24 protein-coding genes are annotated in these 17,883 nt (G+C 73.4%); 11 read left to right on the top strand and 13 right to left on the bottom strand.

Annotation, left to right across the window (positions count from 1 at the left end):
• Positions 1-34 precede the first annotated feature (34 nt).
• Positions 35-691: an HAD-IA family hydrolase gene (locus OU787_RS20435; protein WP_030463753.1), complete on the top strand. Its 657-nt coding sequence runs from the start codon at positions 35-37 to the stop codon at positions 689-691.
• A gap of 87 nt (positions 692-778) precedes the next feature.
• On the opposite strand, the gene OU787_RS20430 is transcribed toward OU787_RS20435, so the two are convergent.
• The 5 genes from OU787_RS20430 to OU787_RS20410 all read right to left on the bottom strand — a co-directional run bounded on the left by OU787_RS20430 (position 779) and on the right by OU787_RS20410 (position 4,752).
• Entirely contained in the window at positions 779-1,510 is a 732-nt protein-coding gene (locus OU787_RS20430) for an alpha/beta hydrolase (RefSeq protein WP_268660239.1), read from the bottom strand.
• A gap of 92 nt (positions 1,511-1,602) precedes the next feature.
• A complete protein-coding gene (locus OU787_RS20425; protein WP_268660238.1) occupies positions 1,603-1,980 on the bottom strand; it encodes a VOC family protein in 378 nt (125 codons plus the stop codon).
• A gap of 12 nt (positions 1,981-1,992) precedes the next feature.
• The gene (locus tag OU787_RS20420) at positions 1,993-3,402 is read right to left on the bottom strand and encodes an MFS transporter (protein ID WP_268660237.1); all 1,410 of its coding nucleotides are present in this window, start codon (positions 3,400-3,402) and stop codon (positions 1,993-1,995) included.
• Positions 3,399-3,986: a TetR/AcrR family transcriptional regulator gene (locus OU787_RS20415; RefSeq protein WP_268660236.1), complete on the bottom strand. Its 588-nt coding sequence runs from the start codon at positions 3,984-3,986 to the stop codon at positions 3,399-3,401. The genes OU787_RS20420 and OU787_RS20415 overlap by 4 nt, the downstream gene beginning before the upstream one ends.
• Before the next feature lie 76 nt (positions 3,987-4,062).
• Positions 4,063-4,752, bottom strand: coding sequence for a 2-phosphosulfolactate phosphatase (locus OU787_RS20410; RefSeq protein WP_268660235.1), 690 nt, complete (start codon positions 4,750-4,752; stop codon positions 4,063-4,065).
• Positions 4,753-4,992: 240 nt separating this feature from the next.
• Between OU787_RS20410 and OU787_RS20405 the strand changes: the two genes are divergently transcribed.
• Both OU787_RS20405 and OU787_RS20400 read left to right on the top strand, forming a co-directional pair.
• Positions 4,993-5,262, top strand: coding sequence for a type II toxin-antitoxin system Phd/YefM family antitoxin (locus OU787_RS20405; protein ID WP_007266282.1), 270 nt, complete (start codon positions 4,993-4,995; stop codon positions 5,260-5,262).
• Positions 5,255-5,518, top strand: a complete 264-nt coding sequence (locus OU787_RS20400) for a type II toxin-antitoxin system RelE family toxin (protein ID WP_268660234.1) — start codon at positions 5,255-5,257, stop codon at positions 5,516-5,518. Before OU787_RS20405 ends, OU787_RS20400 begins: the two co-directional genes overlap by 8 nt.
• Before the next feature lie 245 nt (positions 5,519-5,763).
• Here OU787_RS20400 and OU787_RS20395 read toward each other — a convergent pair whose 3' ends face one another.
• The 3 genes from OU787_RS20395 to ychF all read right to left on the bottom strand — a co-directional run bounded on the left by OU787_RS20395 (position 5,764) and on the right by ychF (position 7,568).
• Positions 5,764-6,018 carry a Txe/YoeB family addiction module toxin gene (locus OU787_RS20395; protein WP_030463747.1) on the bottom strand — a complete coding sequence of 85 codons (255 nt, stop codon included), beginning with the start codon at positions 6,016-6,018 and terminating at the stop codon, positions 5,764-5,766.
• Complete coding sequence (locus tag OU787_RS20390; protein ID WP_030463746.1) at positions 6,015-6,296, bottom strand: type II toxin-antitoxin system Phd/YefM family antitoxin; 282 nt, start codon at positions 6,294-6,296, stop codon at positions 6,015-6,017. The genes OU787_RS20395 and OU787_RS20390 overlap by 4 nt, the downstream gene beginning before the upstream one ends.
• A gap of 198 nt (positions 6,297-6,494) precedes the next feature.
• The gene (gene ychF, locus OU787_RS20385; protein ID WP_030463745.1) at positions 6,495-7,568 is read right to left on the bottom strand and encodes a redox-regulated ATPase YchF; all 1,074 of its coding nucleotides are present in this window, start codon (positions 7,566-7,568) and stop codon (positions 6,495-6,497) included.
• 180 nt (positions 7,569-7,748) lie between these two features.
• Here ychF and OU787_RS20380 point away from each other — a divergent pair, with 180 nt between their 5' ends.
• Positions 7,749-7,967, top strand: coding sequence for a hypothetical protein (locus OU787_RS20380; RefSeq protein WP_268660233.1), 219 nt, complete (start codon positions 7,749-7,751; stop codon positions 7,965-7,967).
• A gap of 5 nt (positions 7,968-7,972) precedes the next feature.
• Complete coding sequence (locus OU787_RS20375; protein ID WP_268660232.1) at positions 7,973-8,329, top strand: DUF6542 domain-containing protein; 357 nt, start codon at positions 7,973-7,975, stop codon at positions 8,327-8,329.
• 10 nt (positions 8,330-8,339) lie between these two features.
• Here the strand turns inward: OU787_RS20375 and ppgK are convergent, their stop codons facing one another.
• On the bottom strand, positions 8,340-9,116 hold the full coding sequence (gene ppgK / locus OU787_RS20370; RefSeq protein WP_051817918.1) for a polyphosphate--glucose phosphotransferase: 777 nt from the start codon (positions 9,114-9,116) through the stop codon (positions 8,340-8,342).
• Positions 9,117-9,271: 155 nt separating this feature from the next.
• A complete protein-coding gene (locus tag OU787_RS20365; RefSeq protein ID WP_030463742.1) occupies positions 9,272-10,246 on the bottom strand; it encodes a 4-hydroxy-3-methylbut-2-enyl diphosphate reductase in 975 nt (324 codons plus the stop codon).
• 83 nt (positions 10,247-10,329) lie between these two features.
• On the opposite strand from OU787_RS20365, the gene OU787_RS20360 reads away from it, so the two are divergent.
• The 3 genes from OU787_RS20360 to OU787_RS20350 all read left to right on the top strand — a co-directional run bounded on the left by OU787_RS20360 (position 10,330) and on the right by OU787_RS20350 (position 13,948).
• Positions 10,330-11,676, top strand: coding sequence for an APC family permease (locus tag OU787_RS20360; protein WP_268660231.1), 1,347 nt, complete (start codon positions 10,330-10,332; stop codon positions 11,674-11,676).
• Positions 11,677-11,839: 163 nt separating this feature from the next.
• A complete protein-coding gene (xseA, locus tag OU787_RS20355; protein ID WP_268660230.1) occupies positions 11,840-13,078 on the top strand; it encodes an exodeoxyribonuclease VII large subunit in 1,239 nt (412 codons plus the stop codon).
• A 165-nt stretch (positions 13,079-13,243) separates the two neighbouring features.
• Positions 13,244-13,948, top strand: a complete 705-nt coding sequence (locus OU787_RS20350) for an RNA polymerase sigma factor (RefSeq protein ID WP_268660229.1) — start codon at positions 13,244-13,246, stop codon at positions 13,946-13,948.
• On the opposite strand, the gene OU787_RS20345 is transcribed toward OU787_RS20350, so the two are convergent.
• A complete protein-coding gene (locus OU787_RS20345) occupies positions 13,879-14,361 on the bottom strand; it encodes a GNAT family N-acetyltransferase (RefSeq protein ID WP_268660228.1) in 483 nt (160 codons plus the stop codon). The two genes, OU787_RS20350 and OU787_RS20345, sit on opposite strands and share 70 nt — an antisense overlap.
• 73 nt (positions 14,362-14,434) lie before the next feature.
• Here OU787_RS20345 and OU787_RS20340 point away from each other — a divergent pair, with 73 nt between their 5' ends.
• Both OU787_RS20340 and OU787_RS20335 read left to right on the top strand, forming a co-directional pair.
• Entirely contained in the window at positions 14,435-14,674 is a 240-nt protein-coding gene (locus OU787_RS20340; RefSeq protein ID WP_030460545.1) for an exodeoxyribonuclease VII small subunit, read from the top strand.
• A 135-nt stretch (positions 14,675-14,809) separates the two neighbouring features.
• On the top strand, positions 14,810-15,403 hold the full coding sequence (locus tag OU787_RS20335; RefSeq protein WP_030460546.1) for a malonic semialdehyde reductase: 594 nt from the start codon (positions 14,810-14,812) through the stop codon (positions 15,401-15,403).
• A gap of 110 nt (positions 15,404-15,513) precedes the next feature.
• Here the strand turns inward: OU787_RS20335 and OU787_RS20330 are convergent, their stop codons facing one another.
• Positions 15,514-16,041, bottom strand: a complete 528-nt coding sequence (locus tag OU787_RS20330) for a DUF4245 domain-containing protein (RefSeq protein WP_232794983.1) — start codon at positions 16,039-16,041, stop codon at positions 15,514-15,516.
• A 192-nt stretch (positions 16,042-16,233) separates the two neighbouring features.
• On the opposite strand from OU787_RS20330, the gene glpX reads away from it, so the two are divergent.
• On the top strand, positions 16,234-17,274 hold the full coding sequence (glpX, locus tag OU787_RS20325; RefSeq protein WP_030460548.1) for a class II fructose-bisphosphatase: 1,041 nt from the start codon (positions 16,234-16,236) through the stop codon (positions 17,272-17,274).
• A 213-nt stretch (positions 17,275-17,487) separates the two neighbouring features.
• Here glpX and OU787_RS20320 read toward each other — a convergent pair whose 3' ends face one another.
• Positions 17,488-17,838 (bottom strand): WhiB family transcriptional regulator, encoded by a 351-nt coding sequence (locus OU787_RS20320; RefSeq protein ID WP_030460549.1) that lies wholly within the window; start codon positions 17,836-17,838, stop codon positions 17,488-17,490.
• Between the last annotated feature and the right edge of the window lie 45 nt (positions 17,839-17,883).

Raw genomic sequence — 17,883 nt, 5'->3', positions numbered from 1 at the left:
CAAACACCCGTACGAGGCCTCCCGAGGAGCCCCGATGCCCGTCCTCACCCCGCCGGTCCGGGCCGTCCTGCTCGACATGGACGGCACCCTGGTCAACTCCGACGCCGTGGTCGAACGCTGCTGGCGCCGCTGGGCCGAGCGCAACGGTCTGGACGGCGACGAGGTGATGCGGGTCGCGCACGGGCGGCAGGGCCACCTGACCATGGGCCTGCTGCTGCCCGACCGCCCGGTCGAGCAGAACCTCGCCGAGAACGCGGTGATGCTCGACGAGGAGTCCTCCGACATCGACGGCGTGGTCGAAGTCCCGGGCGCCGCACGGCTGGTGGCCTCGCTGGCCGGACTGCCGCACGCGCTGGTGACCTCCGCCGACGACCGGCTCGCCCGGGTCCGGATGGCCGCCGCCGGTGTCCCGCTGCCGCCGCTGGTGATCACCGCCGAGCACGTCGGCGCCAGCAAGCCCGACCCGGAGGGCTTCCTGAAGGCCGCCGCCGAGTTGGGCGTCGCCCCCGCCGAGTGCCTGGTGCTGGAGGACTCCGAGGCGGGCATCGCCGCCGCCCGGGCCGCCGGCATGCCGGTGCTCGGCATCGGCCCGCGCGCCGCCGCCCACCGGCCCGACCACCACGTGGACGACCTGTCCGGCGTCCGGGTCAGCGGGGCGGCGGACGGCGGGCTGGTCGTCGAACTTCCCTGATGTGCAGGGCAGTTCGGCGCTCCGGCGCTTCGACGGCCCCGCGGTCCAGCCGGTGCGGTTCAGCCGGTGCGGTTCAGCCGGTGCGGTTCAGCCGGTGCGGTCCAGCAGGGCCGCGGCCACCCGGGCGCACTCCTGCGGGTGCTCGCCCAGCCAGCGGCCGAGCAGGTGGTCCGCGCCCGGCAGGGTGAGCCTGGCGTACGGGGCCGTCGACGCCGGGCGGGCCCGCAGGGCGGCGTCCAGCGCCTCGGTCACCTCGGCCGGGATCACCCCGTCGGTCTCCGGCAGCACCAGCACCGCCCGGCCGCCGAACGCCGTGAGGGTGTCGAAGGCCCGGCTGCTGCGCCAACTCCCCTCGGTGCGCAGGGTGTTGGTGAACTCCGGCGCGGTGAACGGGAGTTCGTGGATCTCGCGGGCGTAGGCGGCGGGTGCGCCGAGGGCGATCGCCGTGGTCCGGACGGCGAGTTCGGGCATCCGCAGCAGGTCCGCGACGGTCTGGCCGCTCATCGAGAAGCCGACCAGCAGCAGCGGCCCGGTCGGGGCGTGCCGGTCCAGCACCGCGCGGGCCTGGCGGGCCCGGCGGGCCAGCGAGAGCTCGCCGAGGACGCCGGTGCTCGCGCCGTGCCCGGCGAAGTCGAACACCACGGCTCGGCACCCGGCGGCCGCCAACTCCCTTGCCAGCGGCAGGCAGCGGTGCCGGTCGCCGCTGCCCGCGCCGTGCATCAGCAGCGCGGTGAGCGGGCCGGCCGGCGGCTCCGGCTCGATCACGGTGCAGGCCAGGCGCTCGCCGTCGGCCTCGACGGTCGACTCGACGAAGTCCATGCGGTTCCTCCCGGGCGGGTGGTTGAACGGGTGGCGTTCGTTCCGGCCACCGTGCGGTGTCGTGCGGGCGGTCAGCCCGGGCGGGCGGGCGGTCAGTCCGGGACGGCGAGGCAGAACGGGTGCCCGGCCGGGTCCAGCAGCGTCACCCCGCGCTCGCCGTCGGCCTGCTGCTCGGGCCGGGACGCCCCGGCCGCCAGCAGCGCCGCCACCGCCGGGCCCAACTCCAGGACGGTGAAGTCGAGACGGGCCCGCGAACCGGCCTCCGGCCAGTGCGGCGGCCGGTACCCGCCGACCCGCTGGAAGCCGATCCGCACCGGGCCCTCGCCGATGAACACGTAGCTCTCGCTGCGGTACGTCACCGGCCAGCCCGTCACCTGCTGGTAGAAGGCCGCCAGTTGCTCGGGGTCGGCGCAGTCCAGCACCACTGAGCCGAGCGTGCCCACGGCCCGCGCCGCCTGTCGTCCTGTCACCGGCCCAGCCTGTCACGCACCGCCGACAGCGGCTTCGTCGTGCGGGGCGTGTCGGGCGGCGGGCGAGACGTCGCCGGGCAGCGCGGCAGCGGGCGGAACGGCGCCAGGCAGTGCGGCAGCGGGCAGCGCGGCGGCGGGCAGCAGACCGACGGCGGCGAGGGTGGCCAGGACCGGCAGCGGGCCGTGCGTCCCGGTGCCGGACGCGAACGCGGACGCGGCCGCGATGCCCAGGGTCGGGCCGATGTTCATCGCGGTCTGCTTCAACCCGCCGACCGCGCCCGCGTACCCCGCCGGGGCGTCGCCGACCACGGTGCCGGTCGCCGTCACCATCACCGCCGCGAACCCCGCGCCCAGCAGCGCCGACGCCACCGCCGTGGCCGGCACCGACGCGCCCCCGCCGCCCGGCCCGGCCAGCCCCGCGATGCCCGCCACCAGCAGCGCCACCCCCGCCAGCGCCGTCCGCCGGGGTCCCTGCGCGCGCAGCGCCCGCTCGGCCGCCGGGGCGCCCAGCACCATCAGCGCGGTCAGCGGCAACATCCGCAGTGCGGTGCCCGACGGGCCGACCCGCAGCGCGTCCTGGAGCCGGAAGGTGGTGCTGAACAGCGTCCCGAACAGCCCCGCCGAGGCGGTCAGCAGCAGCACCAGCGAGGCCGCGACCGGCCGCGACGCCGCCACCGGGCGCGGCACCACCGGGCTGGCGGCCCGCCGCTCGTGCGCCACCAGCACGGCGAACAGGCCCGTGGCGCCCGCCAGTTCGGCGGAGGTCCCGGCCCAGCCGCGCTCCGGGACCCGGGAGAGCGCGTGCACCAGGACGGCCAGGGCCGCCGCGAGCAGGGCGGCGCCCGCCAGGTCGAGCCGCTGCCCGTCCGCGTCCGCCCGGTCGGGGCGCAGGCCGAGGGTCATCGCGGCGAGCACCGCGGCCACCGGGACGTTGATCCAGAACACCGCGCGCCAGCCGAACCCGTCGACCAGCACCCCGCCGAGCAGCGGGCCCGCGCCCGCCGCCACCGCGATCGCCCCCGTCCGGACGGCGATCGCCCGGCCGAGCCGCTCCGGCGGGCAGCACAGCCGCAGCAGCGCGAGCGTCCCGGGCTGCAGCAGCGCGCCGAACACGCCCTGCGCGACCCGCAGTCCGACCACCCAGCCGACGGTCGGGGCCAGCCCGATCCCGGCCGAGGCCGCACCGAAGCCGAGCACGCCCGCCAGCAGCGTCCGGCGGTGGCCGTACCGGTCGCCGAGCCGGCCCGCGAGCACCAGCAGGGCCGCGACGGCAACCAGGTAGCCGGTGCTCGTCCACTGCAACTGGGCGGTCGTGCAGCCGAGTTCGCGCCGCATGCCGGGCTGCGCCATCAGCAGCACCGTGCCGTCCAGGGCCACCAGCATGGCCGCGCCCGCGCTGACCGGCAGCGCGAGGCGGCTCACGGCCGGGCCCCGAGGTGCGCCGCCAGCACCGCCGCCAGCAACTCCTCCTCGCGTCCCTCCCCCAGCATCAGCCCCGTGCTCCCCCAGCCCTGCAGCTGCGCCAGCCCGTGCAGGTTCGCCCACAGCGCGGCCGTCACCACCGGTGCCCGCTCCGCGTCCCCCGTGCACTCCCCCACCAGCCGTGCCAGCTCCCCGAACAGCGGCACCGTCGCCTCCCGCAGCCGCGGCCCGTCCGGCTCCGACCCGTCGCTGCTCAGCAGGTCGTGCCGGAACATCAGCTCGAACATCCCGCGCCGCTCGGCGGCGTAGCCCAGGTACACCCGCGCCATCCCCGCCACCCGCACCCGCGCGTCCCCCGCCGGCACCGCCGCGAACCGGCCCGCCAACTCCTCGAACCCGCGCCGCGCGACCGCCGACAGCAGCGCCCGGTGCGTCGGGAAGTACCGCCGCGGAGCCCCGTGCGACACCCCGGCCCGCCGCGCGATCTCCCGCAGCCCGACCGCCCCCGACCCCTCCGCCAGCACCAACTCGACCCCGGCGTCCACCAGTCGCTCCCGCAGGGGGGCCTGCTCATCGCTGTCCATGGACAGTGTCTACCAGCACCGCGTAGACACTGTCTACCTGCCGTGGCGCCGCACAGCGCCACAGCGCCGTTCGACGTCACGACCGGCTCGGGCCGGCCCCTTCCCCGTACGGGCGCAGCACCATGAGTCCGTCCTCCGGGGCGGCGGCCATGGCGAAGGGGAAGCGGTCGAGCTCCAGGCACAGGCGGACGTCGTCCTCGTGGACGCCCTCCCGGACGCCCCCGGCCAGTTCGGCGGCGGCGGTGGAGTCGGCGGCGCGGCGCAGGTAGGGGGCCGGGTCGGGAGCGGGACCGGCGGCGCGGCGGGCGATGTACCGGGCGCAGGCGAGGTCCTCCTCGGCGCGGCCGTCCTCGCCGGTGACGACGAAGGTGACGTCGGGACGGCCGCGCAGGGCGCGGGCGGTGGCCCCGGCGACCACGAAGCTCGCACACAGCACCAGGTCGGCGCCCCGGACGGCCAGTGCGCCGACCGTTCCGGCGGTGGTCTTCTGCACGACGGTGCGCCCCGCGAGGTCCGTGCCGCGGATCCGGCCGGGCGAGTTGACGGCGTCGAACCCGGACGCGGGCGCCCCGTCCTTGAGCGCCACCCAGCCCGGGTGACGGGCCTTCAACTCCAGCGCCTCGTCCAGCGACCCGGCCAGCACGATCCGCTCCGCCCCCCGCGCGAACGCCCAGGCGGCGGTGGTGAAGGCGCGCATCACGTCGATGACGACGGCGACGGGCGGGGTGTCGGCGAGCTCGCCGATGGCGAGGAAGCTGGTCTCCATGCCGGTCATGATCACCGGACCGCCGGACCGGGCACCAAGGGTTTTCCCCGCCCGCACTATCCCGGAGGGTGCGGGCGGGTCAGACGTTGAAGCGAAACGTTCAATACAGAGCCTTGACCTGCGAAAACTCGATTCTGGAAGTGGTTGTCCAGCACGAATCCAGCACGCGCGTCCGCGGCGAGGGAAGTCCGCCCGCTCGCGACGTTGTGTACACATGGGACACTCGGTACGCTTGAGCGCATGACGCAGCCTCTGCCCATAGAGTCCATTCGAGACGTGCGCGCACACCTCGCCGAGGTCGTGGAGCGCGCCGACCGCGACGACGTACCCACGGTGATCACGCGCCGCGGCAAGGAGGTCGCCGCCGTCGTCTCCATCGAGGTACTGCGCAAGTACCAGGAGTGGGAAGAGCGCGAGATCAATCGCATCATCGACGAGCGCATGGCCAACCCGGCACCCGGAATCCCGATCGAGGACATCATGAGGGAGACGCTGGCGCGCAGTGAGTGAGTACCGAACCGTCTTCCACCCCGAGGCGCAGGCCGAACTTCGGAAGATCCCTCGCGACATGGCGCTGCGCATCCTGGCCAAGCTGGCCGAGTTGGAGACCGACCCTCTCGGCTTCAACACCACCGCACTCGTGTCCCAGCCCGAACGTCGCCGCTTGCGCGTCGGCGACTACCGCGTCGTCTACACGATCGACAACGGGGAACTGGTGGTCTGGGTTGTTCACGTGGGGCACCGGTCCACGGTTTACGAGACCTGATTGCCGCTGACCTCACGTCAGAATATCCAGCACCCATCCAGCACGGTGACGACGAAGGGGTCGGACTCCACGGAGTCCGACCCCTTCTGACCTGCACGTTTGACACACTGGATAACGTGCAGCATGCGTACGACTACACGTTGAAGCGGAACTCCCACCGCAACGCCGCGACCTGCGGAATCGTTGATTCCGAGGGCCCAGGTCAGCACGGAGTCAGCACCATGACGGCACGCCAGGACCGGGCATCAATAGTGATAGCGGGCGGCCAGGATGATGATTTCCCGGTCGGTGACCAGATAGACGAGGCGATGCTCGTCATCGATCCGCCGCGACCAGGCCCCGGGCAGGTGGTACTTCAGCGGCTCGGGCTTGCCGATCCCGGTGAACGGATCGCGCAGGACATCCTCGATGAGCTTGTTGATCCTCGCGAGCATCTTGCGATCGCTCTTGAGCCAGGACGTGTAGTCCTCCCAGCCCTGCTCTTCGAATACGAGCCTCACTCGACACCCCGCCCGGCATCAGCCGAGTCGGGGTCGATGAGCGTGCGCTCGGAGAGCTCTATGCCGTTCAGCGCATTGTCGTACGCCCTCAGCAGGCGACGCGCGTTCGCCGGCGAACGCAAGAGATAGGAGCCCTCGCGCAACGAGGCGTAATCCTCGGCGGAGACGAGCACCGCATTTCCGTGCTTGGACACGATCTCGATGGCGTCATGATCCTCGTTGACCTTCTTGATCAACGGGAAGAGATCCCTGCGTGCCTCGCTCGCGGTGATGGACATGGCCGTACCCCCTTCGGCGAGTGGTACCGAATAACGTACCACTCGAGCGAGGATTCCGGGTGACTCGACGACCGATGCGGGTTCCCGCAAGTCAGCACCAAGTCAGCACGGAGACGAGAAGAGGGTCGGACTCCATGGAGTCCGACCCTCTCCGACCTGCAGGCTTGCTAAATCACATGACATTCAGTACCGACACGATCACACATTGAAGCGGAACTCGACGACGTCGCCGTCCTGCATGACGTAGTCCTTGCCCTCGATGCGGGCCTTGCCCTTGGCGCGGGCCTCGGCGAGGGAGCCGGTGGCGACGAGGTCCTCGAAGGAGGTGACCTCGGCCTTGATGAAGCCCTTCTGGAAGTCGGTGTGGATGACTCCGGCGGCTTCGGGGGCGGTGGCGCCCTGCTTGATGGTCCAGGCCCGGGCTTCCTTGGGGCCGGCGGTGAGGTAGGTCTGCAGGCCGAGGGTGGCGAAGCCGACGCGGGCGAGGGTGGCGAGGCCGGGCTCGTCCTGGCCCATGGACTGGAGGAGTTCGAGGGCCTCGTCGTCGTCGAGTTCGATCAGCTCGGACTCGATCTTGGCGTTGAGGAAGATGGCCTCGGCGGGGGCGACCAGGGCGCGCTGGGTGTTCTTGAAGTCCTCGTCGGAGAGGGCGTCCTCGTCGACGTTGAAGACGTAGAGGAACGGCTTCGAGGTCATCAGGTGCAGGTCGCGGACGGCGGTGGTGTCGAAGCCGGCCTCGAAGAGGGTCTTGCCGGTCTCCAGGACGGCCTGGGCGGCCTCGGCGGCGGCCAGGACGGGGGCCGTCTCCTTCTTGAGGCGGGCCTCCTTCTGGAGCCGGGGCAGCGCCTTCTCGATGGTCTGCAGGTCGGCCAGGATCAGCTCGGTGTGGATGGTCTCGATGTCGTCCTTGGGCGAGACCTTGCCGTCGACGTGGACCACGTCGGGGTCGGTGAAGGCCCGGACGACCTGGCAGATCGCGTTGGCCTCGCGGATGTTGGCGAGGAACTTGTTGCCCAGGCCCTCGCCCTCGCTGGCGCCGCGGACGATGCCGGCGATGTCGACGAAGTCGACGGTGGCCGGGAGGATGCGCTGCGAGCCGAAGATCTCGGCGAGCTTGTCCAGCCGCGGGTCGGGGACACCGACGACGCCGACGTTCGGCTCGATGGTGGCGAACGGGTAGTTGGCCGCCAGCACGTCGTTCTTGGTCAGGGCGTTGAACAGGGTCGACTTGCCGACGTTCGGCAGGCCGACGATTCCGATCGTGAGCGACATGGAGAGTGGTGTCCCGGGGCTTGGAGGGCGTCGAGGTGGCCCGCTGCGGGCCGGTCCCCCAGTCTACGGGGCGCGCGGAGGGTGGTCGGAAGCGCGGTGGGGGCGTGCACCGGCCGGACACGGACAATTGGCGGGGGGCCATTACACACGGTGTCGATGATCGGACCGTACGTTGGTCGGGTGGAGCAGAGCATCCGTACCCAGCCGCCAGGGCCGAGAAGGCGACCGCCCGGACGCGGCACCGCCGAGGCCGCCGTCCCGGGCCAGAGCGGGCCCCCCGAGTCGCGGTTGCGGTCGGCGTCCGGCGCCCGGACCGGCCCGCTGGTGCTGAAGCGCGCGGTGCAGCGGGTGCTGGCGGCCCGGCAGCGGCGCGGCGGGAGCGGGCGGCGGCCCGGCTGACGGCGGTGGGCACCGGGGTCGCGGCGGTGGCCGGGACGCTGGCGCTGGCCGGGGTGGACCGGCTGCTGTTCGGCGGGCTCGGGGTGCTGTTCGGGCTCGGCTACCTGGTGGTGTGCTTCCAGTTGGCCGTGCGGGTGCGGTACTCGGACCTGCCCGCGGCGCCGATCTGCGGGCCGATCGCCTTCGCGGCGGCGCTGGTGCTGCTGCAGCCGGGCCCGGCCCAGGGCATCACCGGCGAGGTGGTGGCGCTGGCCGGCGGGCTGGCGCTGCGGGCGGGCTGGCTGTTCGCCGGCACCGCCCTGGCCGCCGCGATCGTCACCGCGCGTTACGTGGCCCAGCGGCGCCGGCACCGCACCCGGTAGTCCGGCCGCGTCACCCGCCGACCGGGGGCTCGGGGGCGGGCACCGTGGGCTTCAGGCTGGCGGCCATCGCCGCGCCGACGATGCCCGCGTCGTTGCGCAGTTCGGCGGGGACGACCTCGGCGCGCCGGTCCTTGAGCAGCGGCAGGAACTTCTCGTGCTTGCGGCTGACCCCGCCGCCGACGATCACCAGCTGCGGGGAGAACAGCATCTCGACCAGGTCGAGGTACTCGTCGACCCGCTCGGCCCACTGCGGCCAGCTGAGGTCGTGGCGCTCCTTGGCGGCGGAGGAGGCGCGCCGTTCGGCGTCCTTGCCGCGCAGTTCGAGGTGGCCGAGCTCGGTGTTGGGGACGAGCACGCCGTCGGAGAACAGGGCGCTGCCGATGCCGGTGCCGAAGGTGAGCAGCAGGACCACGCCGGCCCGGCCGCGGCCGGCGCCGTAGGTGACCTCGGCGATGCCGGCCGCGTCGGCGTCGTTGACCACGGTGGCGGGCAGGCCGAGCGCGTCGCTGAACCGGGCGGCGGCGTCCAGGCCGATCCAGCCCTTGTCGACGTTGGCCGCGGTCCTGGTGCGCCCGTCGACGACCACGCCGGGGAAGGTGAGGCCGACCGGCCCGCGGTGGTCGAAGTGCCGGACCACCTCGCAGACCGCGCCGACCACCGCGTCCGGGCCGGACGGGTGGGGGGTGAGCACCTTGTGGCGCTCCTGGGTGAGCGCGCCCTTGTCCAGGTCGACCGGTGCACCCTTGATGCCGGAGCCGCCGATGTCCACGCCGAAGACCGTCGTCACTGCCGTTGCCTCCCGTACCGCCGGGGGCGTCCGCTGCCCGCCGGCCCTCGGACCAACGTACGGGCGGACGGGGGCGGGCGCAGCCGTTCGGACGGACGGTGCCCGGTCCCGGCGGGCGGGACCGGGCACCTGGAGGGGGCTCGGGGCGGGGCGGGTCAGAGCTTGCCGGCGGCCTCGGCGCGCAGGTCGCGGCGGAGCTCCTTGGGGAGCGAGAAGGTGAGGTGCTCCTCGGCGGTCTTGACGATCCGCACGTCCTCGAAGCCGTGGCCGGCCAGGAGTTCGAGCACGCCGTCGACCAGGATCTCCGGCACCGAGGCGCCGCTGGTCAGGCCGACCGTGGTGACGCCCTCGAACCAGGCCGGGTCGATCTCCTCGGCGAAGTCGACCAGGTGGGCGGCCTTGGCGCCGTACTCGAGGCCGACCTCGACCAGCCGGACCGAGTTGGAGGAGTTCTTGGAGCCGACCACGATCAGCAGGTCGGCCTCGGGGGCGAGCTGCTTGACCGCGACCTGGCGGTTCTGGGTGGCGTAGCAGATGTCGTCGCTGGGCGGCGAGACCAGCAGCGGGAAGCGCTGCTTGAGGGCGCCGACGGTCTCCATGGTCTCGTCCACCGAGAGGGTGGTCTGGGAGAGCCAGACCAGCTTCGACTCGTCGCGGATCCTGACGTTGGCGACGTCCTCGGCGCCGTCCACCAGGTGGATCCGGTCCGGGGCCTCGCCCATGGTGCCGACCACCTCCTCGTGGCCCTCGTGGCCGATCAGCAGGATGTCGTAGTCCTCGTCGGCGAACCGGCGGGCCTCCTTGTGCACCTTGGTGACCAGCGGGCAGGTCGCGTCGATGGTGGCGAGCTTGCCGGTCTCGGCCTCGTCGTGCACGGACGGGGCCACGCCGTGCGCCGAGAAGACCACGATCGAGCCCTCGGGCACCTCCTCCGTCTCGTCGACGAAGATCGCGCCCTGCTTCTCCAGGGTCTGCACGACGTACTTGTTGTGGACGATCTGCTTGCGGACGTAGATCGGTGCCCCGTACTGCTCCAGGGCCTTCTCCACGGCGATCACGGCGCGGTCCACGCCCGCGCAGTAGCCACGGGGGGCGGCGAGCAGGACACGGCGCTGAGCGGTGGTCGACATGGCTCCATCGTACGGGCGAGTCCCGCGGGCCCTCGCGCGCGTCGCCGTGGTCATCGCGGCGGCGGCGGACCGGATCGGGTGGAATGGCCAGGGTGAGCACACAGGTACGGACGGCTGAGCTGCGGCGCACCCTCGGGGTGCGGGATCTGATGGTGTACGGGCTGCTGTTCATCGCCCCGATGGCGCCGGTCGGCGTGTTCGGCGTGCTGGACGCGAAGAGCCACGGCGCGGTGGCGGCGGTGTACCTGGTGGCGACGGTGGCGATGGGGTTCACCGCGCTGTCGTACGCCGAGATGGTGCGGGCGGTGCCGCGGACCGGGTCGGTGTTCGCGTACGCCCGGGCCGGGTTGGGCGAGGGGGCAGGGTTCGTCGCCGGGTGGATGGCGATGCTGGACTACCTGCTGATTCCCGCGGTGGCCTACCTGTTCTCCGGGATCGCGCTGAACTCGCTGGTGCCGGACGTCTCGCGCTGGGTGTGGACGGTGCTGGCGGTGCTGGTCACCACGGCGCTGAACCTGGTCGGGGTGCGGACGGCGGCGGTGGTCGGGTTCGCGGTGCTGGCGATGGAGATCCTGGTGCTGGCGGTGTTCGTGGTGGCGGCGGTGGTGGTGCTGGCCCGGGACGGGGCGGCCCGGGACTGGGGCTCCCCGTTCGGAGGGGTCGGCGCGTTCTCGTTGACGGCGGTGCTGTCGGCGGTGTCGGTGGCGGTGCTCTCGTACCTCGGCTTCGACGCGATCGCCTCGTTCGTCGAGGAGGCGGTCGGCGCGTCGGCCGCGGTGGCCCGGGCGGTGCTGTGGTGCCTGGCCCTGGCCGGGCTGCTGTTCGTGCTGCAGACCTACCTGGCGGCGGTGCTGGAACCGACGACGCCGCAGCAGCTGGCGGCCGACCCGGCCGCCCAGGGCTCGGCGTTCTACGACACCGTGGAGTCCGCGGTCGGGCACTGGCTGCACGTGCTGATCGCCGCGTCCAAGGCGATCGGGGCGGCGTTCGCGGCACTGGCCGGGCAGGCGGCGGCCGGGCGGCTGGTCTTCGCCATGGGCCGGGAGGGGCGGCTGCCGCGCGTCCTGGGCGTGGTCGACGGGCGGACGGCGGTGCCCCGGCGGGCGCTGCTGACCGCGGCCGTGATCACGCTGGTGGCGGCGGTCTGGGCGGCCCGTCGGGACGACGGGCTGGACCAGCTGACCTCGGTGGTCAACGTCGGCGCGCTCACCGCGTTCGTGCTGCTGCACGCCTCGGTGGTCGGCTGGTACGTGGTGCGCGGCGGCTCGCGGGACTGGCTGCGGCACGGGGTGGTGCCGCTGCTGGGGATCGCGGTGCTGGTGGCGGTGCTGGTGGAGGCCTCGCACACGGCGCAGGTGGTGGGGGCGGTGTGGCTGGCGGTGGGGTTGGCGGTGCTGGTCGCTCAGCGCGGGCGGGAACGCGAGGCGTGAGGCCAGGGGCGCGGGGAACTGCGCGAAGCGGGAGGTGAACGTCAGCAAGGTCGCGGGACGGTGCAAGTGATGGTCCTGCTTCGCGATCTGGCTGTGGGTACTCGGGTGGCCGCGCAGTTCCCCGCGCCCCCGGTTTGTCGCGGTCGGCGGTTAGCCTCGGGGGATGGCCAATGCGAGCAGTGCGGAAGCGCCCCTGCCGGTGGGGAAGGTCTCGGCGTTGATCGGGGGGTGGGTCGATCGGCTGGGCGAGGTGTGGGTGGAGGGGCAGATCGCGCAGCTGAACCGGCGGCCGGGGGCGGGGATGGTGTTCCTGACGCTGCGGGACCCGGAGCGGGACGTCTCGTTGACGGTGACCTGCTTCCGGCAGGTGTTCGAGCAGGTCGCGGACGCGGTGCAGGAAGGGGCCCGGGTGATCGTCCGGGCGAAGCCGGAGTGGTACACGGCGCGCGGGACGCTGTCGCTCCGGGCGTCGGAGTTGCGGCTGGTCGGGCTGGGTGAACTGCTGGCGCGGCTGGAGCAGTTGAAGCGGCGGCTGTTCGCCGAGGGGCTGTTCGAGGAGGACCGGAAGAAGCCGCTGCCGTTCCTGCCGGGCTGCGTGGGGCTGGTGACCGGCCGGGGTTCGGCGGCCGAGCGGGACGTGCTGGAGAACGCCCGGCGGCGCTGGCCGGCGGTGCGTTTCGAGGTGCGCAACGTGCTGGTGCAGGGGCCGCAGGCGGTGGGGCAGGTGTGTGCGGCGGTGCGGGAGTTGGACGCGCTGCCGGAGGTCGAGGTGATCGTGGTGGCCCGTGGCGGCGGCAGCGTGGAGGATCTGCTGCCGTTCTCCGACGAGGAGTTGGTGCGGACGGTGGCGGCGGCCCGGACGCCGGTGGTGAGTGCGATCGGGCACGAGCCGGACCGGCCGCTGCTGGACTTCGTCGCGGACTTCCGGGCGTCCACGCCGACCGACGCGGCGAAGCGGGTGGTGCCGGACGTGGGCGAGGAGCTGGCCCGGGTGCGGCAGTTGCGGGACCGGGCGCGGCGGCACGTGCTGAACCGGGTGGAGCGGGAGTCGGCGGGGCTGGCCTCGGTGCGCAGCCGGCCGGTGCTGGCGGCGCCGACCGAGGCGGTGGCGGCCCGCGGTGCGGAGGTGGACGCGCTGGTGGAGCGGGCCCGGCGGGTGCTCGGCCACCGGCTGGACCACGCCCAGACCGACCTGGGGCACGCGCTGGCCCGGGTGGTGGCGCTCTCCCCGCTGGCCACCCTGGAGCGCGGGTACGCGGTGCTGCAGAAGGCGGACGGCACGGTGCTGACCGATCCCGGGCAGGCCGGGGCCGGGGAGGCGCTGCGGGCCCGGGTGGCGGGCGGGGCGTTCGAGGTGCGGGTGGCCGGGGACGGGTCGGGGGCGGGGGCGGCGGGGGACTGACGGCCCGTCGGCCGTTCGGAACCGGCTCGCGGAATTGCCCGCGAGCCCCCCTCCGCGCGGAAATCGGCCGGGGTTCCCGGTGCTTTTCCGTGAACTGGTTGCACCGGGTCGGAGCGGGTCCTAGTGTGACGGCCTTCCCATTTCCGGCATTTCCGGAGGTTTGGCATGGACGTCCCCCCGGCGGAGCGACCGGCGGTGACGCCCGCGCTGATCGAGGCCGCGAAGTCCGGGAACCGCGAGGCCTGGGCGGACATCTACCGCTGCCACCACGGCGCGGTGCTGGCGTTCCTGCTGCGCCGGACCGGGAACCGCCCGCTGGCCGAGGACCTGGCCCAGGACACTTTCGTCCGCGCGATGGCGGGAATCCGCGGTTTCCACTGGACGGGTACGGATCTCGGCGCGTGGGTGTTCACCATCGCCCGCAACGTGCTGCTGGACCACGAGAAACGGCGCTCCACCCGGCGCGAGTCGGCGGTGGCGGTGTTCGCCGACCTGGATTCGGGGGTGCGGGTGGAGGAAGCGGTGATCGCGGCGGCGGAGGCCGAGCGGGTGGGCGTGGCGCTGGCGGTGCTGAACGAGCGTCAGCGGGCGGTGCTGCGGCTGCGCTACTGGGACGGGTTGAGCTCGGTGGAGATCGCGGACCGGATCGGGCTGCGGGTCGGCGCCGTGAAGACCCTGACCTACCGGGCCCGGCTGAACCTGCGCCGCTCGCTGGCCGCGGACGCCCCGCTGCCGGTCCGGCCCGCGCCGACGGGGGCGGACCGACGGCGGGCGGTCGGGGCGGCGGGTCCGGCGGTGGGTCAGGCGGTGGCCGGCGGGCGCTGGCGGGAGAGCGCGGTGGAGTGCTCCTGGAAGCCGAGGCTGCGGTAGAGCGCCTCGCCGCCCTCGGTGGCGTGCAGGTCGATCCGGGTGGCGCCGGCGGCGTCGAACCAGGCGAGCAGCGCCTCGGTGCAGGCCCGGGCGTGGCCGCGGCCGCGGTGCTCGGGGCGGGTGCAGATGTTGAAGACGAAGCCGAACCGGCCCTCGGGGTGGCCGGGGGCGGGCAGCCGCTGCTCCAGGGTGCCGACGGCGCAGCTGAGCAGCCGTCCGGGACGCTCCGGGTCGTCGATCACGTAGGCCTGCAACCGCCGTTCCGGGGCGGCGAGTTGGGCGGTCAGCAGGTCGGCGGCGGTGCGCTGCCAGGGGCCGGGGCGGGCCTCGCCCTGCATGGACTCGAACATCAGCGCGCGGAGTTCGACCAGTTCTTCCGCGTCCGCGGGGACGGCCGGGCGTGGGGTGCTCATGCCGGGCAGGGTAGGGCGGGGCGGGGGGCGGGGCGCAACGGGTTTGTCGGGGGCAGCGCCTACCCTGGGCGGCATGGCAGATCAGCAGGGGCAGCGGGAAGCCGGTCCGGAGCAGGCGCTCGGGTACGAGCAGGCGCGGGACGAGCTGCTGGAGGTGGTCCGGCGGCTGGAGACCGGCGGGACGACGCTGGAGGAGTCGCTGGCGCTGTGGGAGCGCGGTGAGCAGTTGGCGAAGGTCTGCCAGCGCTGGCTGGACGGCGCCCGGGCCCGGCTGGACGCGGCGCTGGCCGCCGAGGAGCCCGCCGCCGAGTGACGGACCCGGCGCGATTGTGAGGCACGTCACCCCGGCGTCCGGGAATCGTTTAAGTTTCATCGAAGTTGGACCTCAGCGTGCGGCACCCCGCCGCCAGCCGGACCCCCGTCCCCAGCTCTGAGGTAGGACACCGACATGACCCTGGCACTCGACGCCGCCGCCCAGGACCTGCTCTTCCGCGAGGCCCGCACCGCCAACACCTTCTCGGACGAGCCGGTCAGCGACGAGCAGGTCCAGGCGATCTACGACCTGGTGAAGTTCGGCCCGACCGCCTTCAACCAGCAGCCGCTGCGCATCGTCCTGGTCCGCTCCGAGGAGGGCCGCGCCCGCCTCGTCCAGCACATGGCGGACGGCAACAAGGCCAAGACCTCCACCGCCCCGCTGGTCGCCATCCTGGCCGCCGACAACGAGTTCCACGAGGAGCTCCCCTCGCAGCTGCCGCACTTCCCGCAGGCGAAGGACCTCTTCTTCTCCGAGCGCCCGGTCCGCGAGTCCTCCGCCGCGCTGAACGCCGCGCTGCAGGCCGCCTACTTCATCATCGGCGTCCGCGCCGCCGGCCTGGCCGCCGGCCCGATGACCGGCTTCGACGCCGAGGGCCTGAACAAGGAGTTCTTCGGCGACGGCGAGCACACCGTGCTGACCGTGGTCAACATCGGCAAGCCCGGCGAGGAGGCCTGGTTCCCGCGCGGCCCGCGCCTGGAGTACGACCAGGTCGTCACCACCATCTGAACCGTCCGACCCGCGTCCCGGGCCCGGTGACAGCGAAGGCCCCCGCCGTTCCCCGGCGGGGGCCTTCCGCGTGCTCGTTCCCGCTCCGGCGGTTTCCAGGGGTCGGGGGCTCAGCCCAGGGTCTCGGCGAGCCGGGCGAGCTCCTCGTACGAGGCGGTGCCGGTGAGCACCGTGGTGCCGGTGTCGCCGGCCGGGCGGACCAGCGCCCGGTAGCGGTCGCCCTGCACCCGCTGCCACTCCTGGCCGGCCACCGTGGCGGTGCCGTCCGGCTTGGCGCCCGGCACGTTCTGCGCCACCACGTCCTCGGACCTGCCGTTGCTCTGCTCGATCGCCGCGTACTGGCCGGAGGCGGTGCTCAGGCCCAGGTGCCAGGCGGCGTGGCCCTTGTCGTTCGGGCTGTAGCTCACCGAGGTGGCCTTCCAGCCGTCCGGGAGCTGCTGCGGCCCGAGCAGCGGGTACGGCGCGGCCCGCTTCGCCGACGCCAGTTCGACCTGGTACGGCACCGCGTGGGCGCCGCCCTTGCCGTCCGCGCTGGGGATCGAGAAGTACGCGACCACCACCACGACGCCGACCGCCGCCATCGACAGGACCATGTCCCGTACCGTCTGACGGCCCCTCTTGCTGCTGTTGCCTGCCACCCGCCCATGGTAGGCGGCGCTTACGCGGACGCCGCGCACCGGTACCGGACGGGGGCGGGCGGGGGCGGGCGAGGAGTGCGCCACAGACACCCGTTCCACCTGCCGATACGATCGCAGCAACCCTCATCGCAGCGCCGGTGCCACTCCGTGTCCCGGTGCTGACTGGCCGTCGCGTACAGAGAGGTAACGACGATGACCACGCAGTACCCGCACCACCTCCCCTCCGCCCTGGAGGTCGCTCCGGAGGCGCCCGACCGCAACCTCGCCCTCGAACTGGTCCGGGTCACCGAGGCCGCCGCGATGGCCGCCGGCCGCTGGGTCGGCCGGGGCGACAAGAACGGCGCCGACGGCGCGGCCGTGAAGGCCATGCGCACCCTCGTCTCCACCGTCTCGATGAACGGCATCGTCGTCATCGGCGAGGGCGAGAAGGACGAGGCCCCGATGCTCTACAACGGCGAACGGGTCGGCGACGGCACCGGCGCCGAGTGCGACGTCGCGGTCGACCCGGTGGACGGCACCACCCTCACCGCCAAGGGCATGAACAACGCCGTCGCCGTCCTCGCGGTCGCCGACCGCGGCACCATGTTCGACCCCAGCGCGGTCTTCTACATGGACAAGCTGGTCTGCGGCCCCGAGGCCGCCGACTACGTCGACATCACCGCCCCGCCCGCGGTCAACATCCGCCGGGTCGCCAAGGCCAAGGGCTCCGCCGTCGAGGACGTCACCGTCGTGGTCCTGGACCGGCCCCGGCACGACGGCCTGGTCCGGGAGATCCGCGAGGCCGGCGCCCGGATCAAGTTCATCTCGGACGGCGACGTGGCCGGCGCGATCATGGCCGCCCGCGAGGAGACCGGCGTCGACCTGCTGATGGGCGTCGGCGGCACCCCCGAGGGCATCATCGCCGCCTGCGCGATGAAGTGCATGGGCGGCGTCATCCAGGGCCGGCTGTGGCCCAAGGACGCGGCCGAGCGGCAGAAGGCGCTGGACGCCGGGCACGACCTGGACCGCGTCCTCACCACCGACGACCTGGTCAGCGGCGAGAACGTGTTCTTCGTCGCGACCGGCATCACCGACGGCGAACTGCTGCGCGGCGTCCACTACCGCCAGGAGACCGCCACCACCTCGTCGCTGGTCATGCGCTCCAAGAGCGGGACGATCCGGCGGATCGACTCCACGCACAAGCTGGCGAAGCTGCGGGCGTACAGCGCGATCGACTTCGACCGGGCGAACTAGCGCGAAGCAGGGGCGCGGGGGACTGCGCGCGGAGGGAGTCGCACGTCGGTGCGGTCGCGGGACGGTGCAACTGGCTGTCCTGCGAGGCGATCTGGCGGTGCGTGCTCGGTTGGCCGCGCAGTTCCCCGCGCCCCTGCTTTCGCAGGGCCTGGCGCGGCAGTTCTTTCCGCGCCCCTGTCGGTGCGCTTCCTGCTTTCGTGCGCTCGCGGGCTTTCAGCCCGCTATGCGGGCCGGGACGCGGATCTCCGTGTCGCGGCGGCGTCGGCGGGTGAGGACGACGCGGCGTTCGGCGGCGGTGAGGCCGCCCCAGACGCCGTAGGGCTCGGGTTGGGCGAGGGCGTGTTCGCGGCATTCGAGCAGGACCGGGCAGCGGGCGCAGACGCGCTTGGCCTGTTCCTCGCGGGCGAGGCGGGCGGCGGTCGGCTCCTTGGAGGGGGCGAAGAACAGCCCGGCCTCGTCGCTGCGGCAGGCGGCCGAGGTGTGCCAGGGGTTGTCGTCCACGTCCGGCTGGGCCGCCGGGCGGCGGGCGGCGGCGGTGGCGCTGGACTCGATCGGATGCAGCACGGTAACTCCTGACCAGGCTCAAGGCTCGGGGACAATCTCGCCTCC

This window comes from Kitasatospora sp. YST-16, assembly GCF_026802215.1.
Lineage (GTDB): Bacteria > Actinomycetota > Actinomycetes > Streptomycetales > Streptomycetaceae > Kitasatospora > Kitasatospora cineracea.
The sequence above is the reverse complement of the archived record's forward strand: the minus strand, read 5'-3'. Positions and strand labels throughout refer to the sequence as shown.

Excerpts from the sequence above, each read along its gene's own strand:
- xseA (WP_268660230.1), top strand. The coding sequence starts at position 11,840 with ATGGCCAATGCGAGCAGTGCGGAAGCGCCCCTGCCGGTGGGGAAGGTC.
- OU787_RS20345 (WP_268660228.1), bottom strand. The coding sequence starts at position 14,361 with ATGAGCACCCCACGCCCGGCCGTCCCCGCGGACGCGGAAGAACTGGTC.
- OU787_RS20365 (WP_030463742.1), bottom strand. The coding sequence starts at position 10,246 with ATGTCGACCACCGCTCAGCGCCGTGTCCTGCTCGCCGCCCCCCGTGGC.
- glpX (WP_030460548.1), top strand. The coding sequence starts at position 16,234 with ATGACCACGCAGTACCCGCACCACCTCCCCTCCGCCCTGGAGGTCGCT.
- OU787_RS20410 (WP_268660235.1), bottom strand. The coding sequence starts at position 4,752 with ATGGAGACCAGCTTCCTCGCCATCGGCGAGCTCGCCGACACCCCGCCC.
- OU787_RS20360 (WP_268660231.1), top strand. The coding sequence starts at position 10,330 with ATGGCCAGGGTGAGCACACAGGTACGGACGGCTGAGCTGCGGCGCACC.
- OU787_RS20415 (WP_268660236.1), bottom strand. The coding sequence starts at position 3,986 with ATGGACAGCGATGAGCAGGCCCCCCTGCGGGAGCGACTGGTGGACGCC.
- ychF (WP_030463745.1), bottom strand. The coding sequence starts at position 7,568 with ATGTCGCTCACGATCGGAATCGTCGGCCTGCCGAACGTCGGCAAGTCG.
- OU787_RS20335 (WP_030460546.1), top strand. The coding sequence starts at position 14,810 with ATGACCCTGGCACTCGACGCCGCCGCCCAGGACCTGCTCTTCCGCGAG.
- OU787_RS20350 (WP_268660229.1), top strand. The coding sequence starts at position 13,244 with ATGGACGTCCCCCCGGCGGAGCGACCGGCGGTGACGCCCGCGCTGATC.
- OU787_RS20435 (WP_030463753.1), top strand. The coding sequence starts at position 35 with ATGCCCGTCCTCACCCCGCCGGTCCGGGCCGTCCTGCTCGACATGGAC.
- OU787_RS20405 (WP_007266282.1), top strand. The coding sequence starts at position 4,993 with ATGACGCAGCCTCTGCCCATAGAGTCCATTCGAGACGTGCGCGCACAC.
- OU787_RS20340 (WP_030460545.1), top strand. The coding sequence starts at position 14,435 with ATGGCAGATCAGCAGGGGCAGCGGGAAGCCGGTCCGGAGCAGGCGCTC.
- OU787_RS20430 (WP_268660239.1), bottom strand. The coding sequence starts at position 1,510 with ATGGACTTCGTCGAGTCGACCGTCGAGGCCGACGGCGAGCGCCTGGCC.
- OU787_RS20390 (WP_030463746.1), bottom strand. The coding sequence starts at position 6,296 with ATGTCCATCACCGCGAGCGAGGCACGCAGGGATCTCTTCCCGTTGATC.